This window comes from uncultured Cyclobacterium sp. (assembly GCF_963977555.1).
In the GTDB taxonomy this organism is placed as follows: Bacteria; Bacteroidota; Bacteroidia; order Cytophagales; family Cyclobacteriaceae; genus Cyclobacterium.
In genome coordinates this window covers 85,507-111,649 of the sequence record NZ_CAXBPD010000013.1, presented here as the reverse complement: position 1 = coordinate 111,649, position 26,143 = coordinate 85,507, and the positions used below count along the sequence as shown (strand labels likewise).

Genomic DNA, 26,143 nt, shown 5'->3' with positions numbered 1-26,143 from the left:
TATCCGTTGAGTTTATTATTAATAATCTTCCATCGGCTCGTTGCCGTAATATTTTTCTATGAATTCTGGACTTGGCGTGGTTAGCGGTCTTATCACTCTCATTCCTAAAAATGGTGCCTCAGGAAACCACCATTGACTTTTAGGGATTTGTGGGTCTATTCTTTTCCATTCCGGAGTACTGGCGGCACGTTTGCTGCTGGTCATTTCTTCAGGACTACTATCATAACTTCCTCCCCTGATTACTTTAGGGTACAGGTCTTCAGATAAATTTAGTGGATTGTCTGTGGAGGCACCTCTGCTGGCGTAAGCACCTTCTTCATAATGATCCATGGTCCATTCATTTACATTGCCAAGGATGTCATAAAGCCCCCAGGGGTTTGCCTTTTTTTGACCTATTTTCTGGGTAGTTCCATCACTATTTTCGCCATACCAGGCATATTCGCCTAGTTTAGAAGGATCATCTCCGAAAAAATATTTCGTGTTAGTTCCTGCCCTGGCGGCATATTCCCATTCAGCCTCTGTAGGCAATCTAAAAAAGACACCTGTTTTAAGGTACAGCCACCTGCAAAATTGGATGGCACCATATTGGGTCATCGCAATCGCGGGTTTATGCTCTTTTCCCATTCCGAAGGTCATGTCCAAGTAAGGGATTGAAGGCCTTGTTAAGCCATCTATTTTAGGGCTTAGTGGACCTTCACTAGAGGAGGCTTCAAAACTCTTGTCTAAAAATAATTCGTAAAGATCCCAAGTGACTTCATGGGAGGCCATCCAAAACGGATCGACATTAACCTCGTGTATTGGCGTTTCATCTGCAGCACCATTGTTACTGCCCATTTTAAAGCTTCCTTCAGGTATAGGTACCATATCAAACGAGAGACCTGTTCCAGGAATCTCTTGTGAATAGGGCTCAAAGGACTTATTGAAATGATAGGCACTTGCTATAAACAAGACGGATGAAACAGAACTCACAAACAAAGTTCTTTTTAATAATTTTAACATGGATTAGGCTTAGGTATTCTTTTAATTAACTATTAGTAATTTACTTCAATTTTTAATATAAAATAATTGAATGCTTAAATTACCTTAATTTTTTAAATATTGAAAGTTTCTATTAGTGGGACGGTAGACTCATCTTATTAACCCAGTATGAAACACAGGTGAATGGTATGGAAAGAGACTGATTTGAAGCATATTCATCTCAATGTGATTTATCATCTCCCTATATGACAAATTAAAAAGTCTGTTACTGAGAACAACACCTTTGCAAATAGTTAATTTTAGAAACAAACTAATAGACAAGAGGTACATGTGGTTCCCCAGGATTATTATTAAAAGGGAAACAAAACCTATCTTTTAATACCTTTCTACCAACCGATTTTCCTTCTTTGCCAAGAGTAAATTAATGCCTGTATAGCTTAGAGTGAGATGGTGCGTAATTTCTTATTTCCTTCTCAATCTCCCTGGCAATCTCGGCATTGAAATGGACAGGATCTCGGAAGTTCTGCGAATCTATGATTAATTTGGAATCGTAATTGAAATCAAAAACGTCTCCAAATGCACGCATATCACTGCGGAATCTTTCCGTATATTCCTTTAAGTCATATTGTTCGAGTACATCGTGGTAATCTTTGTGCAATGGGGGAATCCAAAATATTAATTTAATATCTTCTTTTTTACAATATTCAGCAATTTCAGTGAGCTGTTTTTTGTATTGATCTGGGTAGGTAATGTTTTTGTAAAACTTATCCGTTTCTTTGAGCTTCTTCTGCCAGTAATATTTTTTAGCTTCTGGATCATCCACCTCTGTTTCGGGTTCTGGTTCCTTCTCGGGGGTTATTAATGATTTTGTTAATGCTACTGTTGCATTGAAAGTGTATTTGTTGAAGGCATACGTGAAATAATTTCCTTTTCTTGAAAGGGTTTCTTCCACCCAAAAACGCCTGTTAAACTTGTTGTATAAATTAAGGTTTATTCCTATCAAAACGGTATCTGGTTTTACAATCTCCGTAGCCCACCAAAAAGACTGGATCATTTCTTTTAAACTTGCTCCGCCATAGGATAAACTGGCCCATTGATCCTGATCCATGGCGTCGTAAAGCCCATTACTTCTGGAATCTCCCAACACCCAATTTTTTTTGGGGTCATTTTCAAATGCAATAATCTTGTATAGATGGGGTTCAATGTCCTTGGCGATCGTCTCTCTCTTTTCTTCGCTGGTTATACTAAAACCGTCTAAATAGTTAAAAGGATCAATAAATGCTATAATTAGGCTGTATACAACAAAAGGAATTACAAAATACAGACTATTCCCTATGAATCTTTTCATGACACTTAAAATTGAAAATAGATGAACTCTTGTTGCACCCCATTCATAATGAAACAGAAGATGATTATAGCATAGTAAAATGACCATCTAACGGCTTTTGGGGTTCTAAGAGGGTTTAGTTCTAAACCATGACTTTTTTCTCTTTGTAACCACTCAACAATAATGAAGCCGATTAGCAAAATGAAAAGATAGATCAAATGGTTTCCCGTATTCATACTCCAAAAATCTTGAATTGGTAGCACGAAGAATTTTAATGAAAAGATGATAGAAATATAGTCAAAGGCCATGGCCAGGTTGTCTGCTCTAAAAAAGATCCAGGCAAATACAGTTAAAAGGAAAGTGATGCCCATTTGAAAGAATTCTTTGAGGCTTGGCAGGTATTTTCCCGCTGCAACTGTATCCGTTGTGTGTTTTCTGTTCTTTTTTGTTAACAACAGGGGCAAGTAAAAAACCGCATTTAAGGCTCCCCAAAATATAAAAGTCCAATTGGCCCCATGCCAAAATCCACTGACAATGAAAATAATAAAGATGTTTCTTATCGCATGTCCCCCTTTACTTCCCCCCAGTGGTATGTACAAATAATCCCTAAACCAGGTGGAAAGGGAAATATGCCATCTTCGCCAAAATTCAGCAATGTCCCTTGAAAAATAGGGGAAGGCAAAGTTTCGTTTTAAGTCAAAGCCAAATAACCTAGAAGCGCCTATGGCAATGTCTGAATAGCCTGAAAAATCACCGTATATCTGAAAAGCAAACAATACCCCTCCAAGCAATAACGTAAAGCCTGAAAAGGACTGGTAATCATTAAAAATGTCATTTACATAAATGGCACAATTGTCTGCTATGACGATTTTTTTGAATAAACCCCAAAGCATTTGACGCAAGCCGTCACTGGCTTTTGCATAGCTAAATTCTCTGTTTTTGAAGAATTGTGGCAATAAATTTGTTGCCCTCTCTATTGGCCCAGCCACTAGCTGAGGGAAAAAACTTACATAAGCGAAAAAGGCTATTGGTTCAGCTACAGGGGCCATCTTTTTACGGTATACATCGATGGTGTAGCTCATCGTCTGAAAGGTGTAAAAACTAATCCCTACAGGCAATATAATATTTAGCCTCGCAGGGTCCATAGAATTTCCAAATAAGGTGAAGGCTTCTGCAAAGCTCTCTGCGAAGAAATTGTAATATTTAAAAAAGCCTAAAAACCCAATGTTGACACATAAACTGATAAATAGCAGCCATTTTCGATGAGACCTATTTTTTCGCTTATCGAGCTGTAAACCAATAATGAAATCAACCAGTGAGCTGAAAAATATTAAGGAAAGAAAGCGGTAATCCCACCAGCCATAAAAAACATAGCTCGCAATCAATATCCACGAATTTTGAAGCTTAATGTTTTTATTAAAGACGAACCAATATATTAAAAATACTAGTGGTAGGAAAATCAGGAATTCAATGGAATTGAATAACATGAAAGGAGATGTAATTAGGTAGTTTTACAATGCTTGATTTAGTCTGGCTGTAACTCAATTACTACCAATGACTAAAACTTATATAGCACAAAACTATATATAAAAATCATTTTTTTTACTGTTTGACAGAAAAAAATAAATTTATTCTTATAATTAATTGCATTTTATCCCTTCTTTAGCTCTAAAAGATATTTTCCTGTAAAATTATTTGACTCATTCATTAAATTTTCTGGAACGCCTTCAAAAACGACATATCCCCCTTTTTCGCCTCCTTCTGGTCCTAAGTCGATTACCCAATCCGCAGCCATGATAACTTCCGTATTGTGCTCAATGATAATAACCGTGTGACCCTGATCTATCAGCGAATTGATCGAGAAGAGCAATTTCTTTATATCATGGAAGTGTAAACCGGTAGTTGGTTCATCGAAAATGAACAATATTTTCTCCTGTTTTTTGGTATCATTTTTCCCTAAGAAGGAGGCTAATTTCACCCTTTGAGCTTCACCACCACTAAGGGTGTTGGAGGATTGTCCAAGACCAATATAACCAAGGCCTACTTCTTGAAGTGGCCTCAACTTCTGGATAATTGCCTGCTTTTCGCTGAAAAATTCCATCGCTTCATCAATGGTTAGGTCCAACACTTCCGAAATGTCTTTTCCATTGTATTTGGCATCCAATATTTCATTTTTAAAACGCTTCCCTTTGCATGATTCACAAGTAAGGTAGATGTCTGCCATAAACTGCATCTCGATTTTCTGTGTGCCCTCTCCCTGGCAAGCCTCACACCTGCCTCCATCTACATTGAAACTAAAGAAGGCAGGTTTGTAGCCCCTTTGTTTGGAAATGGGGAGATCAGAATAAAGTGCCCGAATGCCATCATATGCTTTTACATAGGTTACAGGGTTGGACCTGGAGGATTTGCCTATTGGATTTTGATCTACGAATTCTACCCTGTTGATATTTCTATAATGCCCTTCAATTTTGTCAAATCGTCCTGATTCCTCATTTACGGTTCCAAGGATCTTTCCGATGGCAGGGTAAAGTACTTTTTTGACCAAGGTAGATTTTCCTGAACCACTAACGCCCGTCACTACAGTTAAAATCTCTAAAGGAATTTTAACTGTTAAATTTTTCAGGTTATTTTCTGATGCGCCTTTAATTAAGATGTGCTCTGACCATTTTCTGTTTTGGATTTTGGTACTTATAGATTCTTCACCACTCAGGTACCTTGAGGTATGTGTATTTCCTGCTGCCATTAGTTCTTTCAGTGAACCTTGGAAAACCAGTTCGCCGCCATGAACTCCTGCATCTGGTCCGATATCAATTATCTGGTCAGCTGTAAGGATGATTTTCTCCTCATGCTCCACTACGATTACAGTATTGCCTAAGTCCCGCAGTGCCTTCAATACTCTAATTAACCGTTCCGTATCTCTGGGATGCAAGCCTATGCTAGGTTCATCCAGAATGTACATGGACCCGACCAAGGCGCTGCCCAATGATGTAGCCAGCTTTATTCGTTGAAACTCTCCACCTGACAAGGAGGAGGTTAACCTGTTAAGGGTTAAATAACCAAGGCCTACCTGATCCAGGTATTCAAGTCGGTTAATGATTTCTTGCAGCAATCTTTTGGATACATTTTTCTCCGTCTCAGTAAGTTCTAAGTTTTCAAAGAAGGGCAGTGCCTTGTCTATTGGCAGTAACACCATATCCGTAATGGATTTATTGGCTATTTTAACGTAGGAAGCATCTTTTCTTATCCTTGTTCCCTTACAATCTGGGCAGGCAGTTCGTCCCCTAAACCTGGAAAGCATTACACGATACTGGATTTTATGGAGTTTGCTTTCTAAGAAAGCAAAAAAATCATTGATGCCTTTAAAATACTTATTGCCAGTCCAGAGGATGGCCTTGTCTTTCTCATCAAGGTCTTCGTACGGTCTGTGGATGGGGAAATCGAATTTTATTCCATCCTTTAAAAGCGGCTCCAACCATTTTCTACTCGTTTCTCCACGCCAAGGTGCTATGGCTCCTTCAAATATAGAAATGGTCTTATCAGGAATCACCAAGTCGGGGTCTATTCCCAAAACAGAACCAAAGCCTTCGCAGGTTCTGCAAGCACCGTAGGGATTATTAAAACTAAAAAAATTCACTGTAGGCAATTCGAAATGAATTCCATCCAGCTCAAATTTATCACTGAAAGTTCTTACGGCTTTGTCGGGCACAACAATCTTGCATTCTCCCAAGCCTTCAAAGAATGCAGTCTGAATACTGTCTGCAATTCTAAATTGATTTCCTTCGTCCTCTTTCATTACCGATACCCTATCAATAAGAATTTCGAAGGTGCCCTCCGGCAGTTTTTCTATTTCTAACAGGTCTTCTACAAAAGATACCTCTCCATCTACCAGCACACGGGTAAAGCCTTTTTGTAACAAAACTTCCAATTCCTTTTCTCTGGCTCTTTCTGGACTGAAGTGTAGGGGGCAACTTATCATGACCTTATCACCTTCTTCGAAACCATGGATATAAGCTACTACGTCGGTGACTGTATGGTGTTTTACTTCCTCTCCACTTATGGGGGAGATAGTCCTGCCTATCCGGCTAAATAAAAGCTTAAGGTAATCGTAAATTTCAGTAGTAGTGCCTACCGTGGATCGAGGATTTTTTGTGTTTACACCTTGCTGTATGGCAATTGCTGGTGATACCCCTTTGATGTACTCTACCTCGGGCTTCTCCATTCGGCCGAGGAATTGTCTGGCGTAGGAGCTTAAGCTTTCTACATACATCCGCTGTCCTTCTGCAAAAAGAGTGTCGAAAGCAAGGGAAGATTTTCCCGAACCTGATAAGCCTGTAATGATTATCAGCTTATTCCTTGGAATGGCTAGGCTTAGACTTTTAAGATTATTGACCCGGGCATTCTTTATTATGATAAAAGATTTCGGATCCAGGTCTTCGAGAGATGTGCTTTTTTTGACAGTAGTACTACCCATAACATGCAAAGATACCAACCCAAACCTATAAATGGTAAAATGTCATTGAAAAAAAAAGGCAGACAGTCATATAGTTGACTGTCTGCCTTTGATATCGCTTGCTGCTATTTAAGTTTCATAGGTCTTGCGAGCATATGATGGCTTTTTTTGCCCTTTTATCTTTTCATTATCTTATAAGTTTTTTTCGATTTGCTTGTCCTTATCGTTACCAAATAATGGTTGCTAGGAAATTGACGCATATCAATTTGGTATCTTTTGTCTCCAACCTTCTCAAGCAGAGGCTGAGCCCTTATCCTTTGGTCCTGACTAATAAGTTCAACATTCAAAATTCCTTCTTCGGAGTCAACAAAAAGTAAGTCCATAGTAGGATTTGGAAAAGGCATCAACTTATTGCTAAGCGAGTTGTTTTCAACCCTTATTACATCAGAATAGCTGAAAGTATCATCCAAGTCAACTTGCTTTATCCTGTAGAAAGTATAAGTGTTATCAAAAGAATCATCTGAATACTGATAATGTACTTCACTGTTGCTATTTCCCTGAGCGGCTATTTCTTCACCAAATTCTTTCCAGTTGAATCCATCATTGGATCTTTCTAGGACAAAATGGCTGGTGTTTTTTTCTTGTAGAGTGCTCCATTTAAGGCAATTGTTCTCCCCGCAAGCCTGCCCAATAAAATCGCCCCATTCCAGAGGAAGTACTAGCAATGATTCGTCGTATCCAAAAATAATCGATTGATCACCACCTAGTTCATAATAATCCAAAATCAATTCTAAAACGCCTTCCTCTATAATTTCCATCTGGTAAGTATCAGCAGTTGCTTTTTTACCGCCCGATTTTCCCCATTCGTTAATCACAGTGGTACCATTGATTGATAATCTATATCCGTCATCTCCATTGACGTTAAAGTCATAGGTGCCTGGTTCGACGTCTAATCGCATTCTATATTGCACCGTAAAGTTATTTTTTTGAGAATTACATCCTACACCAGCTGGAAAGTTTTGAGTAAATACGGAATCTTGAAAAACCCTTCCAGAGTAATTGGAAGTAGCAAAATTTCTAGGTGCATCATAAGTATGACCTATCCACTCATTGACGCCAAATTCAGTACGATCTAAATCGGCGATTGGATTCATGATTACTTCCAATACATTGGTAAATACATCAACATCGGTACTTGTAGAGTCATTTACTGCAATTGTATTGGTTGCCCCTCTTCTATAATACCTAGACCCGGTCCAATTGTCGTCCTCATAAGCTGGGATTTTATAATCTTTTTCAGTAGCTCCGGAAATGGTGTTCCAAGTGGCAGACTCATCATTCGAAGTGGCATATTGCCAAAAATAATCAGTCACTTCTCCATCTTCAAATACGGCAGGGCCTTTTGAGCTGATGATAGTAGGATCTGGATTTATACCACAAAAAGCAACTGATCCTGAAGCATCTGTTCCCATTTTTATCTCGCCAGGGCCGAAATACAATTCAATTTCAAATGCAAATCTGTTGGCTCCGTCTTTTTCATAATAGTTCAATTTCATGAACCATTCCTGAGCGGCTTCTAATTCTACATAGTAATTTCTGATGTTGTTCTCGTATACAAAATTATCAACGCCATCATACAGTAAGGTGTCCGATTCATTTTTTGCCCAATTGTTATGAATCAAATTATCTCCATTGACATCTTGTCCAATACTTCCGCTTTCATTACCAAGATCTGAAAACATTTTGAAATAGGAACCATCATCACTACCTATGCGTATTCGGTAAATCCCATTTTGGTTAGGGACATACCTTCCACGCATATGAACACCGAATTGGTTGAGTTGAGTGTCACATCCACCTGAAGTGGTAGGGCTGATACCAGTTTGAAAAAACAGGTTATCGGAAAGATAGCCATTGCCAGGATTTGGATCACTAAAGCGAGTATCAAAATTGACACCAGAAACAGGTAGGAAATTAGCGCCATCTCTTAATAGCATTCCTTTGTATTGGCCTCCTACACCGCCATAGGTTTTTTTAAATTCTGCAGGTTCGTTATGGCCTGCATTAGCTCCATTTGGATTATAGTCCCCTGTTAATTGATAAACATAGGCATTCCAGACATTGGTTGGATAACCATTCTGCCAGCCATTTTGCCATGGCTTTGTATAAGTTACCGGTTCGGTATTGGTACATGCCAATTGACCAAAGCTTTGCCCTGAAATAACTAGAATCAAAATTATGGATAAAACTATGCTGTTAAAATAGTTTCCGTTCCGTTTTACTCCTCTCAATATCCCCTGCATTTGAAAAATAATTAAATTGAAATGCTTTTAATCTGCTGTTAAATACAAATTTATGTATTTGGGATTAAAAGGCAAGGGAATCAGGCATTTATTTTTTATAAAATGCTAAAAAAGTTATTTAAAACTCATTTATCTGTGTTTATTTTTGTGATCTAGGTAAGGTTTTAGCATCATAAATTGCTTGAATTTTGCATAATAGGTGATGTCCTGGATGCTTTGAACTTCGTCGAAAATGGCCTTGGCCTTGTTTAAATCCCCTTTTCGGTAGGCATCAAATGCATAAGGTAAAGAAGCATAGGCTCTTTGAACCTTTAGGTCTTCTTCCACCTGCAACTCTCCTTGCCGCTGTAAACTAAAATTCAAACTGTCTTGACTTACCAAGACGCTTTGCATGCCGATGGCTTTTTTTAACACCAAACCCGCTAGATCAGTACATCGGCTAAGGGCTACATAGACTTGACCTGCTTCGAAGGACCTGTCTATTTCCACTATACATTTCTCAAAGGTAAGTCCTTGACTTTTATGTACTGTGATGGCCCAGGCAAGCTTCAGAGGAAACTGCGTAAACCTACCAATAACCTTTGCATCTACTTTTTTCTCCTGCTCATTGTATTGAAAGTCTACGTTTTCCCAAACCTCTCTTTCAACTTCATAAAATGTCCCATTATTTGCTTCTACAAGGATTTTATTTTTATGCATCTCTACTACTTTCCCAATCATGCCATTGTAGTATTTTTTTTCGGGATTGTTGCGCATAAATATTACCTGGGCCCCAACTTTAAGTGTGATGTCTATGGGATCAAATGGTGCCATAGATGGAGGGAAATCATCCTCAATATCTGCCTTGAAATTTTTTTCCTCGCTATTTATGAGTTCTAATTTCTGCTTGTTTATTTTATGAATATTGAAATTATGGGTCCCCAGTATAATATAGCCTTGGTCCAAAAGGTCAAAATGATAGTCGGCTGCCCGCTTGTTCAAAAAATTGATGTCGTCATAGGTATGTTTGCTTTCTCTTATTCTGTTTAAAAGGTCTTTGAAGACAGTGTCTTTTTGTCTGTATATTTTTTGGAGCTCAATATGGTAAGGCATTAATTCTCTAAAACCATACGAACTAAAGAAAAAGCGTGTCTCATATTTGGTGGCCAATAGGGACCAGTCTCTGTCTTTGACAATGGGAGGTAATTGGAAAGGGTCTCCTATCAAAACCAGTTGGACGCCACCAAAAGGCAGGTGCGTTTTCCTTCTAAAGACACGTAAAATTTGATCTATAATATCCAATATCTCCACGCGGACCATGGAGATTTCATCAATTACGAGTAGGTCCAGTTGTCGTATTACTGTCAAACGACTGTTGGTATATTTGAAGGTGTCAAAGATATTTTGTTTGGAACGATTGGCATGGAGCCGCGGATCATCTGGGAGAAAAATTTGTCGAGGATCAATTTTAAAGAAGCTATGAATGGTTTTTCCTTTAGCATTTATGGCCGCAACTCCTGTTGGTGCAACCACCACCATATTTTTGGTGGGGTTAAATTTTCTCAGGGTATGTAGAAATGTTGTTTTACCGGTTCCCGCCCTGCCTGTTAGGAAAAGTGACTTATTAGTGTGCAAAGCAATTTCAAGGGCTTGGATAAAGGGCTCATTGGTCATGTCCAAGCCTTTGGCTTCAAATTCCTGACGAAAAAACGATTTTAAAAATGACATGAGGTAAATTGTTTGTTAAATTGATACCTAAAATTATTAATAATTTTATCGCTTTCGTATATATTGTAAATTATTGGCAAAACTAAAATACTTGATAAGTATTAAATTAACTTCACGTGGCAATGGATCTGGTATTAAATATTTTAAAAATAAGCTTAAGTATTATCAGTATTTTGGCTGTAATAGCTTCAAAGCTAAAGGTAAGTAACTGGTGGGTACGAGTGTTTGATTTTCCAAGGATTCAGTTGCTATTGATGGCGACCTTGGCAATAGTGCTTTTTCTAATGCCTTATTCTGAGTTTAATAATTTTAATCTTGGCCTTTTGACCTTGGTGGTTTTTTCCTGGTTTTATCAGGCCAGAAAAATTTTCCCCTACACCGTAGTGGCTGGAAAAGAAGTATATCACGATAAGACCAGTAACCCAGATAATGAAATTGCCATATTGGTAAGTAATGTTCTTACTCCAAATCGACATGTTGAAAAGTTAATTAGTCTGGTAAAGAAGCACCAACCCAACTTGGTGCTTACTTTAGAATCCGATAAGTGGTGGGAGGAGCAAATGTCTGTTTTGGAAGAAGATTACAAGTGCCAAGTCAAAATACCTTTAGACAACCTTTACGGAATGCACTTGTATTCTAATTTGGAATTGAAGGATACCAAGGTTCATTATTTAGTAGAAGATGATATCCCTTCTATTCACACATCGGTGATTCTTCCTTCTGGAAAACCTATACAAATCCACTGCATTCATCCAGAACCACCAAGCCCAACAGAGAGTGATACTTCGCTTCCAAGGGATGCTGAATTGCTGATTGTTGGCAAGAATGTTAAGGATGCAGAACTGCCAACATTGGTTTTTGGAGACCTCAATGATGTGGCATGGTCAAGAACAACACGCCTTTTTCAAAAAATTAGCGGGCTTTTAGACCCAAGAAAAGGAAGAGGCTTTTTTAATACCTACAATGCAAAACACCTCCCTTTTCGATGGCCTCTAGATCATATTTTTCACTCAGAGGATTTCGTTTTACGAGAAATAAAAAGACTCCCTTCTATATCCTCGGATCATTTCCCTATGTTTATAAGGTTGAAACTGAAGGCTGATAATGGTCAGGAAGATAAAGAAGAAGCGCTTGACAAAGATGAAAAAAACTGGACAGAAGAAACCATAGGAAAAGCCAATCCAAATATTTTGACCATCTAATAAAGATAATTGGCAAAGTAAAATCGTGTTGTGCTCATTGTTTTTCCCAAGGGCCTTCGCTTCTGGTTACTAAAAATTCATAGTGAACATCTACGAAAAAAGAATAGTAAGCTATAAATGAATAGATGGCAGCCCTCCGAGGTTTTCAAAACCTCGGAGGGCTGAACGCTATGCTTCTCTAAATGGAATAAACTGTCTCAAATAATTTCGAGAGGTTAATATCGCCATATTGACATCGGCTTCAGATTTTTCGTAGGCTTTGTCTTCTACTTCTATGCAACAAGGACCTCTGTAGCCCACATCGGTGAGTGCTGCAAAAAAGCGGCCCCAAGGAACATCTCCCAAGCCAGGTATTTTAGGGGAGTGGTATTCCAAAGGATTGGCAAGGATGCCTACTCTATTTAATTTGTCCTGATATACTTTTACATCCTTTAGGTGAATGTGATGAAGTCTATCTTTGTAATCATAAATGGGTTGTACAGGGTCCATCTGCATCCATACTAGATGGGATGGATCATAGTTTAACCCAAAGTTTTCATCTGGAATAATGGTAAACATCTTGTCCCAAATGGTTGGAGAGATGGCAAGGTTCTTTCCTCCAGGCCATTCATCATCGGTAAATAACATGGGGCAATTTTCAATTGCTATTTTTATGCCTTTGGAAGAGGCGTGATGAACGATTTGAGGGAATCGCTCTTCAAAAAGCATTAAGTTGTCCGAAACATTTAAAGAAGGATTCCTACCAATGAAAGTATTGACTACAGGTATGCCTAATTTTTCCGCACCATCAATTACATCCATGATATGAGACAAGGCATTTTCAGCTACCTTTTCATCGGGATCCAAGGGATTGGGGTAAAAGCCCAGTCCAGAAACATATACCTTTTTATCTTTCTGATAATTTTTTATATGCTGAACCGCCTTTTCATCCAAATTGGCTACATCAATATGGGTCACACCAGCATAACGTCGCTCTGCTTTGCCTTTTGGCCAACACATGATTTCTACACAAGAGAATTGTTCTTTGGCAGCAAAATCAATTACATCTTCAAAACTTTTTTCAGCCAAAATGGCGCTTACAAAACCTAATTCAAGCATTCGTTTATAAATGGTTTATAATTTACACAATAATGCTGCGGCTTTGTCCAGAATGTCATCATCCTTGGCAAAGCAAAACCGCAACAATTTATCATCTCTTTTTTCTTTATAAAAAACCGAAATGGGTACAGATGCAACCTTTATCTCCTTGGTCAGTCGAATGGCCAAATCGTAATCGTATTCCTCGGTAATCCTTTCGTAAGAAGCAATTTGAAAAAAGCTTCCTTTAGAAGGTTTCAACGTAAACCTGGATCCACTCAAGGCATCATTGAATCGATCTCTTTTCCGCTGATAGAAATCGGACAACTGTTCGTAATGTTCCGGTAGCCTCAGGAAGTCTGCCAGCGCGTACTGCATTGGTGATACCGTACAGAAAGTTATGTATTGGTGTATGCGTTGGAACTCTTTCGTCAGGGCTGCTGGAGCCAGGCAATAGCCAATTTTCCATCCTGTGACATGGTAGGTCTTGCCTACCGAATTACAAATAAAGGATTTCTCTTTTAATTCAGGATGGCTCATCATGGAATGATGGACTTCTCCATCAAAAACAATGTGCTCGTAAACCTCATCACTTATAATATAAATGTCTTTGTTGCGAACAATTTCCGCCAGACTGTCGAGGTCCTCCTTGCTAAAAACTGTTCCCACAGGATTGTGCGGTGAATTGACAATTATTGCCTTTGTTTTTGGAGATACTTTGTCCTTAACTTTTTCCCAATCGATTTTAAAATTGGGCGCATCCAAGGTAACGAATACTGGGATGCCGCCATTAAGATCAATGGCGGGAACATAACTGTCATAGGCCGGCTCAAGTACGATCACCTCATCTCCTGGATATACTACGGCAGTGATAGCGCAGAATATAGCCTCAGTGGCTCCTGAAGTAACCGTCACTTCTGTTTCAGGGTCATAAGAAATGCCATAAACCCTGGCTGTTTTTTCCGCTATGCTTTCCCTGAAAACGGGTGCCCCAGACATAGGTGCATATTGGTTATAGCCATTTTTTAAATAGTGACAAACCAGTTCACTAAGTTTCGGAGAACAATCGAAACTTGGAAAGCCTTGAGATAAATTATATGCCCCCTCATCTGTAGCCAGTTTGGACATTACCGTAAAAATGGTAGTGCCAACATAAGGTAATTTTGAAGGTAAATTCTTTCCTTTTGTCATAATTATTAGAAGTCCATCAGTAATTATTTTGGACTGGAAATTCCAAGTTTATTTAAAAGCAGCAACTCCTGCTTCAGCAATAATTCCATCTTCCGGAGGGGCTGCACCACTCACGCCAATGGCACCAATTACCTGGTCACCTGAAATTATTGGCAGTCCACCTTCCATTGCCAGGACTCCAGGCAGGCTTAGGATGTTTAACCTTCCTGCCGCTACCATGTCTTCAAACTCTTTGGTTGATCTTTTAAATTTTATGGCGGTTTCACTCTTTTCTAATGCGACGTCAATGCTTCCTGACTGGGTACCATCCATTCTTTTTAGTAGCACTAAATCTCCACCAGCATCAACTATGGAAATAACGACCGTCCAATCGTTTGCCTTGGCTTTTGCTTCTGCAGCATCAGCTATTGTTTGGGCATCTTTTAGTGACAGTACTCTGCTGGTTTGTTGTGCGCTCGCAGAATAACTTACTACGGTGAATAACAATATTAAAATTGATAATGTTAGCTTCTGCATCGTTGGGGAATTAGGTTCTAAATGTTTAATCTTAAATATAATTAATAAACTGCAAATCTTAAATTTTTTATATTTGCTAATGGATATAAAGCTGAGTTAATTTATGAAAACCTACCAAAAAGAAATCAAATTACCTGCCTATAAAAGGGGTTTTCACCTCATAACCAGGTATATTGTGGATAACTTCCAGGAATTGAAAAAAATTGAAAAAGGATGGCTGCAGGTGTGGATAAAGCATACTTCCGCTGGGTTAACGATCAATGAAAATGCAGATCCCTCTGTAAGAGTGGACTTCGAAACCTTTACCAACTACCTTGTTCCTGAGGATTATCCCCATTTTGTCCATACCATGGAAGGGCCTGATGACATGCCTGCGCACCTAAAATCAAGCATTTTTGGTGTTTCAGTGCAGGTTCCTATTACTAGAGGGAGGTTGAACCTTGGCACATGGCAAGGGATTTACCTTGGGGAATTTCGAAACCATGGCGGGGAGCGGAGTTTAGTGCTAACTGCGATGGGAGAAGGATAATTTTAATAAAAAGTACTTAGAAAACGGCTTTTTATTACTTTATCCACAATTTTATCCACTAAAAATTGCAACTGATTAAAATTCAAGATCTTGGGTATTGCCACTGTTCATTCTGACCACTTGATAAAATTAAAAGGAGCCAATCTTGTAGCCTGTTTGGAGTCTTAAAGGTGTTAGAGGGTTTGCCTTCATGGGCAATTACTTCACCGTCATGAGGGTTGATCCAATAGGACGAAGCATCTTTTAAAATTGCCTTATTTAGGCTTAACTTTATTTTACTGCCTGTAGGTTGGTACACTAATATACAGCTTTGGTCGGCAGTGGTTAGGGCCATTTTCTTCTGGGTAAATGGCCAGTTTATTCCTGAGAATATTTTTCGAGAGGTAAGCATTTCTTGCCAAGGCAAACTTTCGAAAACCTGTCGTAAAATTTTCATCTGCCTTGCTCCGGGGAGGTCAAGGGCTTTTTGCCAAGAAAGGTGGGCACCAAATAATGGGATGGTATTGGTTGAATGCATTTGCCAAACCTCATTGGAGCCATAAGTATATCCGGCAGCACCAGACAGCATACTCCAATATGCAGACAATCTAATGTCGGAAGCATCCAGCCGTTGGAAATTCCACTTATTTAATAAATTAGGAATGTTTTCATATCCTGGTTCACCATTGATGACCGGCCTCACAGGTCTCTTGCTTTTTGCCTTGTTCACAAAATTGTATTCCCGGAATTTTTTCTGGTGCCTGGATTGGAACATGTCGACTTGTAACCATGCGGATTTACCAAAGATGTCACTGGCTATTATGCCGCCGTTGGGGTGGTAAGTGATAAGGCTATTCTTGTCAAATGCTCGAATTCCTTGAGCCATTTGTTCAATTATGGCTTCGTCTTCCTTGTCTTCAGGGATCCTGTCTCCGCCAAGAACCCAGACAAGGTGTTGATGCTTTGCGTAGCGTTTGGCCAAATCAGCACCAAAAGCTTTGGCGTTTTCTGGCGTAAAAACTTCAGGGCCAGTACCCCATTTTTTATTGAACTTATCTCCCCAGGTAGGAAGGAGGGCAAGGTAAAGGCCCATTTCTTTGGCCAAGGCTATGACCTGATCTAAATGGCTGAAATATGCTTCATTTGGTTGGCTGGGATCTAAATTTTTTAAGGGTAGATCGCCATTGGCATTTGGTACGGTAAGGCCGTCCAATTCTGCCAATATCACCGTTTGAATAATGGTAAATCCCTTGTCAACCCTATTTTGAAAATAGACTCGGGTATCCGCCAAGGATAACCTATGGATAAGCTCCCAGGCTGTATCTCCTAACCAGAAGAAAGGCTCACCGTTCTGATAGGTCAGGAAGCGTCCATTTTCTCCAATCTTAAGGGCAGACAGATTTGTGTTCATTTCAAATGTTGCATCCAATTAATGCAGCTATTGGGCCATCCTTTTTGAGTACCTTCTTTGTTAAGAGAGAGGGAATAACCATGCTGTCCTGTCGGGTACAAGTGCATCTCTGCAGGAATATTTTTGGCAACCAAACCTTCGTAAAACATTAAGCTGTGCTTGACAGGGACTCCTGTGTCGTCTTGGGAATGAAAAAGAAAGGTAGGAGGTGAATCTGCTCTTATTTGTAGTTCATTGCTGAAATATTTCACCCACTTGGGCTCAGGCGTTGTTCCTATCAAACTATTTCTAGAGCCAATGTGTGTAAATTGCTCGTTAAATGAGATTACTGGATAACCTAAGATCATGAAATCGGGACGGCAGGATTGCTGTAAAATCGGGTCGTCTGATCCTGGGTTACCCGAGTCAAAATGAGTGCCTAAAGTGGAAGCCAAATGTCCACCAGCTGAAAAGCCCATAATACCAATCTTGTCTGGATCTATGTTCCATTCCTCAGCGTTAAGTCTTACCATTCTGATGGCCTGTTGTCCATCGGACATTGGTACCAGGTGAGGGCTAGTCTGGGTTTCAGCTGAGGGCAACCTGTATTTCAAAACGATACCAGCAATGCCGTGACTGTTTAGCCATTTGGCAATATCAGTACCTTCCCAATCATAGGCCAAAATACCATAGCCTCCTCCAGGGCAGATGATAACTGCTTGTCCGTTGGCTGAACTTTTAGAAGGTAAAAAAACTTCTATTTGAGGGGTTTGAACATTACTGATACGAATAATGCCATCAACCTTTGCTACTTCCCTAACCTGAGTGATTTTTTTAAATGGTATTTCTCCCGGATAAATATCCATTACAAGTGGCTGGTTTTGGGCATTTAACGATCCCATTATGAAAACGAAACTAAAAACTAGAAAAAGCTGGTTCATTGATTGGGTATGGTTTATTTATTTAAATGCATTTAGCATCAGGCCTGCCCCATAGGCAGAACCTAACGGAAAATCAGAAAATTCAAGTTCATATCCTTCCAATAACGCATTTAGAAAACGGATAAACACCTTATTGTGGACAAAACCGCCATCAATATACACTTTTTTTATAGGTGTTGCACCCTTAGCAAGCATCAATGAAGCTACCTGCATCCTCACCAAGCCAAATATCAAGTGGTGATAGGCTTGATCAAAATCAGAAAAGGAAGCAATGTCCCACTTATTTTCAGGAAAAATCTCGGCTACCAGTGGCGTTCTTTCGATTGCTTCAGGGTAAAATGTACCTGATACCTCACCACTTAAGAGCTGATTTACTAAGGCCTCATTGGGCATTATGTTTTTGTAATATTTTGGCTCTTTGTCGAAAGCCTTGTTCATTTTGTTCAGTTGAAGGTCCAGTTCATAGCCAAGGAAAAAGCGACTGGCCTTAACAGTCTTGCCATGAATCGATAAAAAATTCAGACAGTCATTTTGTAGTTCTTTGAAGGTCAGCTCCCTTTGTGGGAAAGGGTTAAGAGAAATGCTCCAGGTGCCTGTAGAAATCAATAGAAACGGCTCCTTAATTTTTATTAAATAAGAGGCCAAAGCAGAGGAAGAGTCATGGATGCCAACGCCTATTTTTACTTTTTGACCACAGATTTCTTTCTCAAAACTATGGTTTGTTGGTACTTGGCGAGGTAACTTTTCAGCTATTCCTTCTTCATACACCCATTCATGGTAATCTCCCTTCGGAAAATCCCACATTTTTGTGTGACAGCCAATAGAAGTGGGTTCGGTGACAGCTTCACCAGTAAAGAGGTAAGAAATGTATTGAGGGAGGTGTAAGGAGTATTTAATTTTTTTGAATACCTCAGGCTTTTTTCTTTTGAGCCAATACAATTGCAAGCCAGAATTGAGCATGCCAAGAGTAGGAGAAGCAGTCGTTTGATTGATGCTTTCTTCTGGGTATTTCTCGTAAAATTCCTGGTGGACATCCTCAGGAAAATCTTTGAGGTAGTTGTAAATAGGAGTAACAGGCTTGCCATCTTCCCCAATAGAAACGAAGGTGGCCCCATAAGTGGAGAAATTCAATGCTTTGATCTCATATTGAGGATCCTGGCACAATTTCTCCACTGTTTCCTTTGCCCATGTGGTGATTTTTTCTAAATCATCACACTCAAAGCCATCGTCATCTTTGATAGTTGGAAATTGTACGTATTCTTCTTTTATCTCTTTCAGATTTTCATCAAAGAGAAAAAATTTCTTATTCGTTTTTCCTATATCAAAAATGGCGGTTACCGGAATGGGCATTTTATTATTTTATTTTATTGAATGAATTGATTTAACTTATAAACCGGTGGCAAGTGTTTTTGCTCCCCTTTCTTGGATCAGTTGTTTTCTGACTGCCAAGTCTCGAAATACCTCTACTGGTGACAGGGCAGCATTGGCTTGAAGCCTGGCTTCTGCAATCAATGGCCTTAAATCCGTTCGAAAGGCATTTTGCAAGATTTCCTGGGCCAGTACCGCATCATTTGCTTCTCTTGCATTTTCCAATGCAACCCGGTCTACGCACAATGCTTGCGCATAGGCCATTTGAATGGCTTCTACTGATTGGAGCAAGTCTTCCATTGGATCCTTCAGGTTGTGACTTGCATCTATCATCCAGGCAGGAGGAGGGTTTTTAGATTCCTTGTCTTCCATGCCTTCTACCAATTCGTTAAATATCAAAAACAACTGGTAAGGCTTCATGGCACCAGCAGTCAGGTCATCGTCTCCAAATTTGGAATCATTGAAGTGAAACCCGCCCAGTTTGCCTTGCATCATTAAGGTCGCTACAATTTGCTCAATATTGGTGTTGGGCAGGTGGTGACCTAAATCTACCAAAGTAAAGGCCCTGTCGCCTAGCTGGGAAGCCAATAAATGAGAGGTTCCCCAATCCTGAATTACCGTATGGTAAAAGTTAGGCTCATAAGGTTTGTACTCTACAAACATTTTCCAGTCTGACGGAAGTCCCTGATAAATGGCTTTTAGAGAGTCCATTGTATTTTGGAGTGCTTTCCGGAAATTCATCTGTCCAGGGAAAGAAGACCCATCTGCTAGCCATACCGTTAAAGCTTTGGATCCTAGTTGGTCTCCATATTTAATCACTTCCAAGTTATGGTCAACAGCCTGTTGCCTTACTTTGGCATCTGTGTGGCACAAGGACCCAAATTTATAAGAAAGCTCCTGATCAGGTTGATCTTGGAAAGTATTGGAATTGACTGCGTCAAAAAGTAAATTGTGCGAAGCCGCATGGGATTTGACCGCTTCAATATCACCAGGAATGTCCCAGGGGATATGAAGAGAAATAGCACCAGATCCAGCATTCAATGCATGAATTAAGCCTACATCATCAATTTTTTCTTCTAGCGATCTGGGTTCACCTCCTCCGGGAAATCTACCAAATCGCGTTCCTCCAGTCCCGAGGGCCCAGCTAGGTATGGCAATTTGAAAATTCTGAATCTTTTCAATGAGTTGATCGGGATCCAGTCCTTTGGTGGTTAATTTATTGCTTAGATACTCAAAACTCTCCCGGTGATCCGGGAGAGCTCTGTTATTCAATGTATTGATTTGATTTTTATCAATTCTCATGGTAATGCATTATCTGACAAAGGCAGCAGCAACTCCTCCATCCACGTTTAAAATATTTCCGGTACTCTTACTCAAATGACCACCTACGAAAGCAAAGACGCCATTGGCGATGTCATCTACCGATATAATTTCATTCATGATCGTACGCTTGGCGTAAAAGGATGGTAGCTCTTCTACGCTGATTCCGTAAGCCTTGGCCCTGCCTTTGGCCCATTCGCCTTCCCATATTTTACTGCCTTCAATCACTGCATCAGGATTGACTACATTCACTCGAATCTTGTCTGGTCCTAGCTCAGCAGCAAGCAATCTACTCATGTGTACCTGAGCTGCTTTAGCGGTACCATAGCCTACGTTATTTGGTCCTGAAACCAAGGCGTTTTTACTGGCGATATTAACAATGTCTCCACCTTTATCCTGAGCCCTTAATATTGCTACAGCTGCCTTAGAAACGGCAAATTGTCCTTTTACCAATACAGATTGAAGTATGTCCCAATCTTTTTCAGTGGTTTGGGCGATAGGTTTAGAGATGGCAAGACCTGCACAGTTTACAATGATGTCAACGCCACCAAATTTAAGACAAGCCGCTTTTAGCGCTACTTCTATGTCTTCCATTTTGGTTACATCCATCAATGCTCCTGAGCCTGTGTCTTTGCTGTAAGTTGCAAGTGCCGTGTCCAGGTTGTCTTTGTTGATGTCTGTGATGAATACACATGCACCTTCTTGGGCCATTTTATCAGCAATCGCTTTACCAATTCCACCAGCTCCTCCTGTTACAAAAGCTACTTTTCTGGAAAGTGGTTGCTCTTTAGGCATTCTTTGTAGCTTGGCTTCTTCCAATAACCAATACTCAATGTCAAAAGCTTCTTGCAAAGGCAAGGAAACATAGGAAGAAACAGCTTCTGCACCTTTCATCACATTGATGGCATTGGTGTAAAATTCACTAGCTACTCTTGCTGTCTGTTTGTTTTTGGCATAAGAGAACATACCTACTCCAGGCCATAAGATAACCACTGGGTTGGAATCCCTTATACCAGGACTGTTGTCGCGTTTGTGGTCATTGTAATATTTGGAATAATACTGTCTGTATTCTTCAAATTCTTTTTCGAGATAAGCTTTTATCTCTGTCATGTCTGAAAGATCCGTGTCAGCAGCTATCTCTAGTACTAAAGGTCTGATTTTGGTTCTTAAGAAATGATCAGGACAGCTTGTTCCAAGTGGGGCTAGCTTTTCAAGGTCATTGCTATTGATGAACTCTAATACCCTTTCGTCATCAGAAAAATGGCCAACCATACGATTAAAGCCTGAAGCAAGACCTCTTAAGTGAGGAGCAATAATAGAAGCTTGTTCTTTTCTGTCCTCAGCTGGTAATGAAGAAACTTTCTGGCCACCAAATACAGGACGATCTTTGCCATAGTTGTCTTCCAAATATTGAGAAGCTTTGTCAATTACCTGAAGGCTATTGATATAGCATTCGTATGCAGTATCTCCCCAAGTGAAAAGACCATGTCCTCCAAGCATAATGCCTCGGATGCCAGGATTGGCTTTAAGTGCTTTGTCTAGTTGTAATGCCAAGTCGAAGCCTGGCCTTTGCCATGGAACCCAAGCAATTTGGCCTCCAAATAATTCGTTGGTGATCTTTTCTCCATCCTTAGCTGCAGCAATGGCAATAGCGGAATCAGGGTGTAGGTGATCAATGTGTTTGAAAGGCAATACAGCATGTAAAGGAGTATCTATGGAAGGGGCTTTGGAGTCCAAGTCATAGATGCAATGGTTGAACAAAGCCACCATTTCATCTTCAAATTCCAAACCTCTGTACACATTTTTAAGTGCAAGCAATTTGTCCATGTACAATCCAGCAAGTCCGCTTCTTTTCAATGTTCCGATGTCTCCACCTGAACCTTTGATCCACATTATTTCGGTGTCTTCTTTTGTAAGTGGGTCTTTTTCAATGGTTTTACAGCTGGTGTTTCCACCTCCGTAATTGGTGATTCTCAGATCTGCTCCCAAAATATTAGAGCGATAAAGCAATAGTGCTACCTGATCGTCTCCTAAAGCTTTCGCTTTTTCATCATCCCATAGATAATCTACGTGCTTAAAAGTGTCTTTTGTAATTGCCATATTTTGTATAAATAAATTAGAATTCTTTTTTTTAATTTTAGCGAATATACTTGATTGAAAGAATTTAACTGTCCTGTTCTATGCTGTTTGAATAGAAGATTGCCTATTTTCTAAGCAGAATTTGGACGAAAAACTATATTTTTCCCTTCCATAAAACAATTAAGCCCTACTTTTTACCAATAAAATCAGACAATGATAAGAATTTATTGTTTTTAATTAATCATTATTTAACAAGGATTTTAACGTGTAGGGAAAGTAAAGGTAATTAGCTATTGCTGATTGGTAAAGGATACGCTTTAGCTTTTATAAGCCCTCGCCTTTCTGAAAGCATGTTTTTTACCAGACGCTAAACTGCTTATTGTTTGAAGTTTACTTTTCTTTTTTGGTTTGTAGCAAAAAAGGCTTTCAAAAGGTACAAGCGGTTAAAACTAAAAGATAAATATTTTTCTTGTATTCAAAGAAAAAAATTAATCATTTAAAGAATCAAGAAGGCATGACCCTATTAAAAATGATTGCTATTGCATTAGTAAGGTAGAATACGTTTAATGAAATGTGCAGGTCTTTGAATTTCGAAAATCCTTTGCAAAGAATTGCTTGCCGGATGCCGTAAATGCATGGCTATTATTAATTTTGACTTTTTGCTTGGGCATCTTCAATCATTTCTTGATTGGCACTGATTGCCATTTCCACTCTTCTATTCTGTGCCCGTCCTTCAGATGTGGTATTGTCAAATCTTGGAGCGCTTTGCCCAAATGCTTCAATATTAAAACGCGAATAGGATACACCCTTATCGCTTAAAAATTTAGCTACAGAATCCGCCCTTTTCCTTGATAACTGTAGATTATAATCTTCTTTTCCAGTATTGTCTGTATGACCTTGGATAGAAATATTAGTATCTGGAAACTCCAATAGGATTTTGGCAACACCCTCTAAATTCTCTTTCGATGTAGCTGTTAATTCTGATTTGTTTGTTGCAAAGTTAACACCACTATTTTCACCAAAAATCACATGAATTCCTTCACCTACACGTTCTACTTCTGCTCCTGGAATTGCCTCTTCTATTTTTCTGGCTTGCTTGTCCATTACATTTCCAATTACGCCTCCGCTGGCACCACCAATTGCAGCCCCAATGAGTGCTCCTTTTAGATTTCCCTGAATGATTCCACCTGCAATAGCACCTGTAACGGCACCAATACCTGCGCCTTTTTGCGTGTTATTTGCATTTTTCACCGAATTGCAGTTAAATAATAGCAAAGCTAAAGCAATTGCTATCGTCGATCTCATTTTTCCTTTCATGTCTAGGCTTTAGTTTTGAAATTGGATTTATTAAAGTACTACGTTGTCGGAGATCTTGGACATACTCATTTCCACAGTAAATGGTTTACCTTGATGTGCTACCTCCAATTCAAGTTTCATATTTTCTTGACTTAAACTTTTAACTTTCATTCGATAGCCACCATTCATTGGGTCAAGCGATTTGTTTTTGTCATCAGTATATTTGAACTGAATGTAGCGTTGTGTATCCGTATCAAAAAATGACCATCGTATTCGGGCTGTTGTTGATTCGCAATCGGAGGAATTTGATGCTAAAGTAAACTTCCCAGTATAATTGTTTGGGATGAACATCCATGTACTGTTTTTAAAGCAATAGGAGTCTGCCATATCGAACATGAATGCCTTATAAGTGCCTTCTGCTCCAAAAAATTCCAGTTGATCAACTTGCCATTCACCCTTTAAGGCCTTTTTGCCTGCAATCCCATTGAAATCTTTTGTTGATCCACAGCCTACAAGAATCAAAATGAGACCAAGTGTGATAAGTTTTTTCATAATAGCGATCCATTCTTTAATACTAAACCTAGAATTTTTCAAATTTATGTCGAAATATCCAATAGACAATCTATTTGGAGAGGTAATTCCTTCAAAACCAAGAAGCCGATTGGTTGAACAATGATTGCAATCAATAATGATCATTGTTGGGGTATCCAATTTTACTTCGGGCAGTGAAACCGTTTCCCCAGATACAGTATCGAGTAAATTAAAAATAGGAAGGAAGTGAATCAGCTCGTATTAAAAGGTCTATTGCATATTTCGGATTCAATTATTTGGTAAAGAATCGGCTCGTCCTTTTATTAAAATACAGACGCGCTGATTCTGGTAAAATCATAAATATCGAAGGAATACAAACCAGAAATAAGATAGCATGGCGGTGAATTGGGAATGGTCTAGGGTAATAACCGGAGATTATTACTACAGCTAATAATAGAAAGGCCGTTAAAAAAACCTTTTTATTTCGGATAAAATAGAGTTGAGCTGTTTCTGAAAGCTGTGGTTTATTTTCGAAATAAAAATAAACAATATAAGGCAGTAGTACCAAGATATGTAGGGTAAAGGGTATGTTAACCGTTAATAACACTCCAAGATGAAAAAGAGCAGCAATTCCCACCGCTCTCAAAAACAAGGCTGACCAAAATATTGTAATTATAAATCCTAACTCGAACAGTAAGGTGCTGTAGTCTAGTGATTTGTAAACAAATAAATTGTTTATTTTTACAAACATTTCATTTAAGTACAAGGGCGCTGCTCCTGAATAAAATCTTCTTAAAATAAAGCCTGCAGTGGTTGAATACGAAAGATCTAACCATCCTCCAATCAACTTTGGCAAGCCTGCGGTAAAATAACCCCATCCCAGAAAAAATGAAAGATAGGTTAATGGCCAGCCTTTAGGCTCAATTTTAGTATTTTTATTCCTAAGTGAATCTATAGACAATGCCCCTCCCCAGTTGGTGAAAGCCATAATCAATGGGAAAATCACCGGGAAAATGTTATGGTCAATTTTTCCGTAACTGTAGCTATAGGTAAAGCCAAAAAGTAAAAGCAATCCCAAAATAATGGATGATTCCTTCGTTCTAAATCCTACCAATATTGAGACGAATATAATTCTCAAAACCAAATCGAAAGTCCACCAAAAATTACCTGAAGTAATAGGACCTATTAATTGAGAAACCCCAGGAGGTGGATCAAAGAATGCTAATTCAAGATTTGAAATCCCTATAAACTGTGGAATCCCAATAATAAAAAATCCAAGGCAAAACAAAATCCTGGTTAAGCCTAATTGGAAAAAAGTTGGCTTCCATGTATTTAAAAGCCAATTGGTAATTCTCTCGTTAATTAGTTGTATTGTCATCAAATTTAAATTCTTTGTGCCTAACAATTTCCCTGTTCTGAAACCCATCCACTAAGTGGTAATATTCTTTGTACTCATTAATAATAAAGCCAGTTACTTCATCAGAATCAAATGGCTTTTTTCTAAAAATGAGTTCAGGGGCTATTTTGTCTGCTCCTCCTATTACATCATGCGTTGTCCATTTTTTAAGTGTTTCATGTATCTTAACCCCTCCTGGAATTAAAGATATTATCCTTCGCTTTTGATTTTTGGACTTCTCCATATTTGCCCCTGCATTATTGAAGAAAATAAAGCGCATATTATTTCGAAATTCAACTAGGTTTTCCGGGTCAATAATATCCTGTAAATTCCCTTTCCATACTTCTTCTCCATTATTCATGTAGATGACTTCAAAATAAGTAGCAGGTAAAATGTCATTGTTAATGCCACTTCTCGTGAACGCGGGCATGTTTAGACTTGGGTATGGCTCTCTAACTAGTCTTGCAAATACCATCGATACGAAGAGTAAAATGACGATAAGGTAGAAGACCAAAGTAATTTTATATTTCTTCAGGAAGTTATTCATCTTGTTTTCCTTAATA

General features: G+C 39.0%; 20 protein-coding genes. 2 read left to right on the top strand and 18 right to left on the bottom strand.

Features of this window, described 5'->3' with window-relative positions; all coding sequences use genetic code 11:
- Positions 1–18: 18 nt before the first annotated feature.
- The 6 genes from AAC073_RS16350 to AAC073_RS16325 form a co-directional block, all read right to left on the bottom strand.
- The gene (locus tag AAC073_RS16350) at positions 19–999 is read right to left on the bottom strand and encodes an SUMF1/EgtB/PvdO family nonheme iron enzyme (RefSeq protein ID WP_339924867.1); all 981 of its coding nucleotides are present in this window, start codon (positions 997–999) and stop codon (positions 19–21) included.
- Between the two features lie 400 nt (positions 1,000–1,399).
- Positions 1,400–2,326 (bottom strand): hypothetical protein, encoded by a 927-nt coding sequence (locus AAC073_RS16345; protein ID WP_339924866.1) that lies wholly within the window; start codon positions 2,324–2,326, stop codon positions 1,400–1,402.
- Between the two features lie 5 nt (positions 2,327–2,331).
- Positions 2,332–3,792, bottom strand: coding sequence for an MBOAT family O-acyltransferase (locus AAC073_RS16340; RefSeq protein ID WP_339924865.1), 1,461 nt, complete (start codon positions 3,790–3,792; stop codon positions 2,332–2,334).
- Between the two features lie 164 nt (positions 3,793–3,956).
- Positions 3,957–6,776, bottom strand: a complete 2,820-nt coding sequence (uvrA, locus tag AAC073_RS16335) for an excinuclease ABC subunit UvrA (RefSeq protein WP_339924864.1) — start codon at positions 6,774–6,776, stop codon at positions 3,957–3,959.
- Between the two features lie 155 nt (positions 6,777–6,931).
- Positions 6,932–9,058 carry a PA14 domain-containing protein gene (locus tag AAC073_RS16330; protein ID WP_339924863.1) on the bottom strand — a complete coding sequence of 709 codons (2,127 nt, stop codon included), beginning with the start codon at positions 9,056–9,058 and terminating at the stop codon, positions 6,932–6,934.
- 129 nt (positions 9,059–9,187) lie between these two features.
- Positions 9,188–10,765 (bottom strand): AAA family ATPase, encoded by a 1,578-nt coding sequence (locus AAC073_RS16325; RefSeq protein ID WP_339924862.1) that lies wholly within the window; start codon positions 10,763–10,765, stop codon positions 9,188–9,190.
- 122 nt (positions 10,766–10,887) lie between these two features.
- On the opposite strand from AAC073_RS16325, the gene AAC073_RS16320 reads away from it, so the two are divergent.
- Positions 10,888–11,967, top strand: a complete 1,080-nt coding sequence (locus AAC073_RS16320; RefSeq protein ID WP_339924861.1) for an endonuclease/exonuclease/phosphatase family protein — start codon at positions 10,888–10,890, stop codon at positions 11,965–11,967.
- Positions 11,968–12,135: 168 nt separating this feature from the next.
- Here the strand turns inward: AAC073_RS16320 and AAC073_RS16315 are convergent, their stop codons facing one another.
- Genes AAC073_RS16315 through AAC073_RS16305 form a run of 3 tightly spaced genes read right to left on the bottom strand, consistent with a single transcriptional unit; the run spans position 12,136 to position 14,751 of the window.
- Entirely contained in the window at positions 12,136–13,065 is a 930-nt protein-coding gene (locus AAC073_RS16315) for a sugar phosphate isomerase/epimerase (RefSeq protein ID WP_339924860.1), read from the bottom strand.
- A 15-nt stretch (positions 13,066–13,080) separates the two neighbouring features.
- Entirely contained in the window at positions 13,081–14,235 is a 1,155-nt protein-coding gene (locus AAC073_RS16310; protein WP_339924859.1) for a methionine aminotransferase, read from the bottom strand.
- A 48-nt stretch (positions 14,236–14,283) separates the two neighbouring features.
- Entirely contained in the window at positions 14,284–14,751 is a 468-nt protein-coding gene (locus AAC073_RS16305; protein ID WP_339924858.1) for a heme-binding protein, read from the bottom strand.
- A 103-nt stretch (positions 14,752–14,854) separates the two neighbouring features.
- On the opposite strand from AAC073_RS16305, the gene AAC073_RS16300 reads away from it, so the two are divergent.
- A complete protein-coding gene (locus AAC073_RS16300) occupies positions 14,855–15,280 on the top strand; it encodes a secondary thiamine-phosphate synthase enzyme YjbQ (RefSeq protein ID WP_339924857.1) in 426 nt (141 codons plus the stop codon).
- Positions 15,281–15,362: 82 nt separating this feature from the next.
- Here AAC073_RS16300 and AAC073_RS16295 read toward each other — a convergent pair whose 3' ends face one another.
- The 9 genes from AAC073_RS16295 to AAC073_RS16255 all read right to left on the bottom strand — a co-directional run bounded on the left by AAC073_RS16295 (position 15,363) and on the right by AAC073_RS16255 (position 26,127).
- A complete protein-coding gene (locus tag AAC073_RS16295; protein WP_339924856.1) occupies positions 15,363–16,670 on the bottom strand; it encodes a DUF4038 domain-containing protein in 1,308 nt (435 codons plus the stop codon).
- Complete coding sequence (locus tag AAC073_RS16290) at positions 16,667–17,590, bottom strand: alpha/beta hydrolase (RefSeq protein WP_339924855.1); 924 nt, start codon at positions 17,588–17,590, stop codon at positions 16,667–16,669. Before AAC073_RS16290 ends, AAC073_RS16295 begins: the two co-directional genes overlap by 4 nt.
- A gap of 18 nt (positions 17,591–17,608) precedes the next feature.
- A complete protein-coding gene (locus AAC073_RS16285; protein ID WP_339924854.1) occupies positions 17,609–18,940 on the bottom strand; it encodes an FGGY family carbohydrate kinase in 1,332 nt (443 codons plus the stop codon).
- 36 nt (positions 18,941–18,976) lie between these two features.
- The gene (locus AAC073_RS16280) at positions 18,977–20,260 is read right to left on the bottom strand and encodes a sugar isomerase (RefSeq protein WP_339924853.1); all 1,284 of its coding nucleotides are present in this window, start codon (positions 20,258–20,260) and stop codon (positions 18,977–18,979) included.
- 9 nt (positions 20,261–20,269) lie between these two features.
- Positions 20,270–22,378 carry a bifunctional aldolase/short-chain dehydrogenase gene (locus AAC073_RS16275; protein ID WP_339924852.1) on the bottom strand — a complete coding sequence of 703 codons (2,109 nt, stop codon included), beginning with the start codon at positions 22,376–22,378 and terminating at the stop codon, positions 20,270–20,272.
- A gap of 624 nt (positions 22,379–23,002) precedes the next feature.
- The gene (locus AAC073_RS16270) at positions 23,003–23,608 is read right to left on the bottom strand and encodes an OmpA family protein (protein WP_339924851.1); all 606 of its coding nucleotides are present in this window, start codon (positions 23,606–23,608) and stop codon (positions 23,003–23,005) included.
- A 96-nt stretch (positions 23,609–23,704) separates the two neighbouring features.
- On the bottom strand, positions 23,705–24,205 hold the full coding sequence (locus AAC073_RS16265) for a hypothetical protein (RefSeq protein WP_339924850.1): 501 nt from the start codon (positions 24,203–24,205) through the stop codon (positions 23,705–23,707).
- Positions 24,206–24,476: 271 nt separating this feature from the next.
- A complete protein-coding gene (locus tag AAC073_RS16260; RefSeq protein ID WP_339924849.1) occupies positions 24,477–25,562 on the bottom strand; it encodes a restriction endonuclease subunit S in 1,086 nt (361 codons plus the stop codon).
- Entirely contained in the window at positions 25,543–26,127 is a 585-nt protein-coding gene (locus AAC073_RS16255) for a hypothetical protein (RefSeq protein ID WP_339924848.1), read from the bottom strand. Before AAC073_RS16255 ends, AAC073_RS16260 begins: the two co-directional genes overlap by 20 nt.
- Between the last annotated feature and the right edge of the window lie 16 nt (positions 26,128–26,143).

Excerpts from the sequence above, each read along its gene's own strand:
- AAC073_RS16350 (WP_339924867.1), bottom strand. The coding sequence starts at position 999 with ATGTTAAAATTATTAAAAAGAACTTTGTTTGTGAGTTCTGTTTCATCC.
- AAC073_RS16345 (WP_339924866.1), bottom strand. The coding sequence starts at position 2,326 with ATGAAAAGATTCATAGGGAATAGTCTGTATTTTGTAATTCCTTTTGTT.
- AAC073_RS16340 (WP_339924865.1), bottom strand. The coding sequence starts at position 3,792 with ATGTTATTCAATTCCATTGAATTCCTGATTTTCCTACCACTAGTATTT.
- uvrA (WP_339924864.1), bottom strand. The coding sequence starts at position 6,776 with ATGGGTAGTACTACTGTCAAAAAAAGCACATCTCTCGAAGACCTGGAT.
- AAC073_RS16330 (WP_339924863.1), bottom strand. The coding sequence starts at position 9,058 with ATGCAGGGGATATTGAGAGGAGTAAAACGGAACGGAAACTATTTTAAC.
- AAC073_RS16325 (WP_339924862.1), bottom strand. The coding sequence starts at position 10,765 with ATGTCATTTTTAAAATCGTTTTTTCGTCAGGAATTTGAAGCCAAAGGC.
- AAC073_RS16320 (WP_339924861.1), top strand. The coding sequence starts at position 10,888 with ATGGATCTGGTATTAAATATTTTAAAAATAAGCTTAAGTATTATCAGT.
- AAC073_RS16315 (WP_339924860.1), bottom strand. The coding sequence starts at position 13,065 with ATGCTTGAATTAGGTTTTGTAAGCGCCATTTTGGCTGAAAAAAGTTTT.
- AAC073_RS16310 (WP_339924859.1), bottom strand. The coding sequence starts at position 14,235 with ATGACAAAAGGAAAGAATTTACCTTCAAAATTACCTTATGTTGGCACT.
- AAC073_RS16305 (WP_339924858.1), bottom strand. The coding sequence starts at position 14,751 with ATGCAGAAGCTAACATTATCAATTTTAATATTGTTATTCACCGTAGTA.
- AAC073_RS16300 (WP_339924857.1), top strand. The coding sequence starts at position 14,855 with ATGAAAACCTACCAAAAAGAAATCAAATTACCTGCCTATAAAAGGGGT.
- AAC073_RS16295 (WP_339924856.1), bottom strand. The coding sequence starts at position 16,670 with ATGAACACAAATCTGTCTGCCCTTAAGATTGGAGAAAATGGACGCTTC.
- AAC073_RS16290 (WP_339924855.1), bottom strand. The coding sequence starts at position 17,590 with ATGAACCAGCTTTTTCTAGTTTTTAGTTTCGTTTTCATAATGGGATCG.
- AAC073_RS16285 (WP_339924854.1), bottom strand. The coding sequence starts at position 18,940 with ATGCCCATTCCGGTAACCGCCATTTTTGATATAGGAAAAACGAATAAG.
- AAC073_RS16280 (WP_339924853.1), bottom strand. The coding sequence starts at position 20,260 with ATGAGAATTGATAAAAATCAAATCAATACATTGAATAACAGAGCTCTC.
- AAC073_RS16275 (WP_339924852.1), bottom strand. The coding sequence starts at position 22,378 with ATGGCAATTACAAAAGACACTTTTAAGCACGTAGATTATCTATGGGAT.
- AAC073_RS16265 (WP_339924850.1), bottom strand. The coding sequence starts at position 24,205 with ATGAAAAAACTTATCACACTTGGTCTCATTTTGATTCTTGTAGGCTGT.
- AAC073_RS16260 (WP_339924849.1), bottom strand. The coding sequence starts at position 25,562 with ATGACAATACAACTAATTAACGAGAGAATTACCAATTGGCTTTTAAAT.
- AAC073_RS16255 (WP_339924848.1), bottom strand. The coding sequence starts at position 26,127 with ATGAATAACTTCCTGAAGAAATATAAAATTACTTTGGTCTTCTACCTT.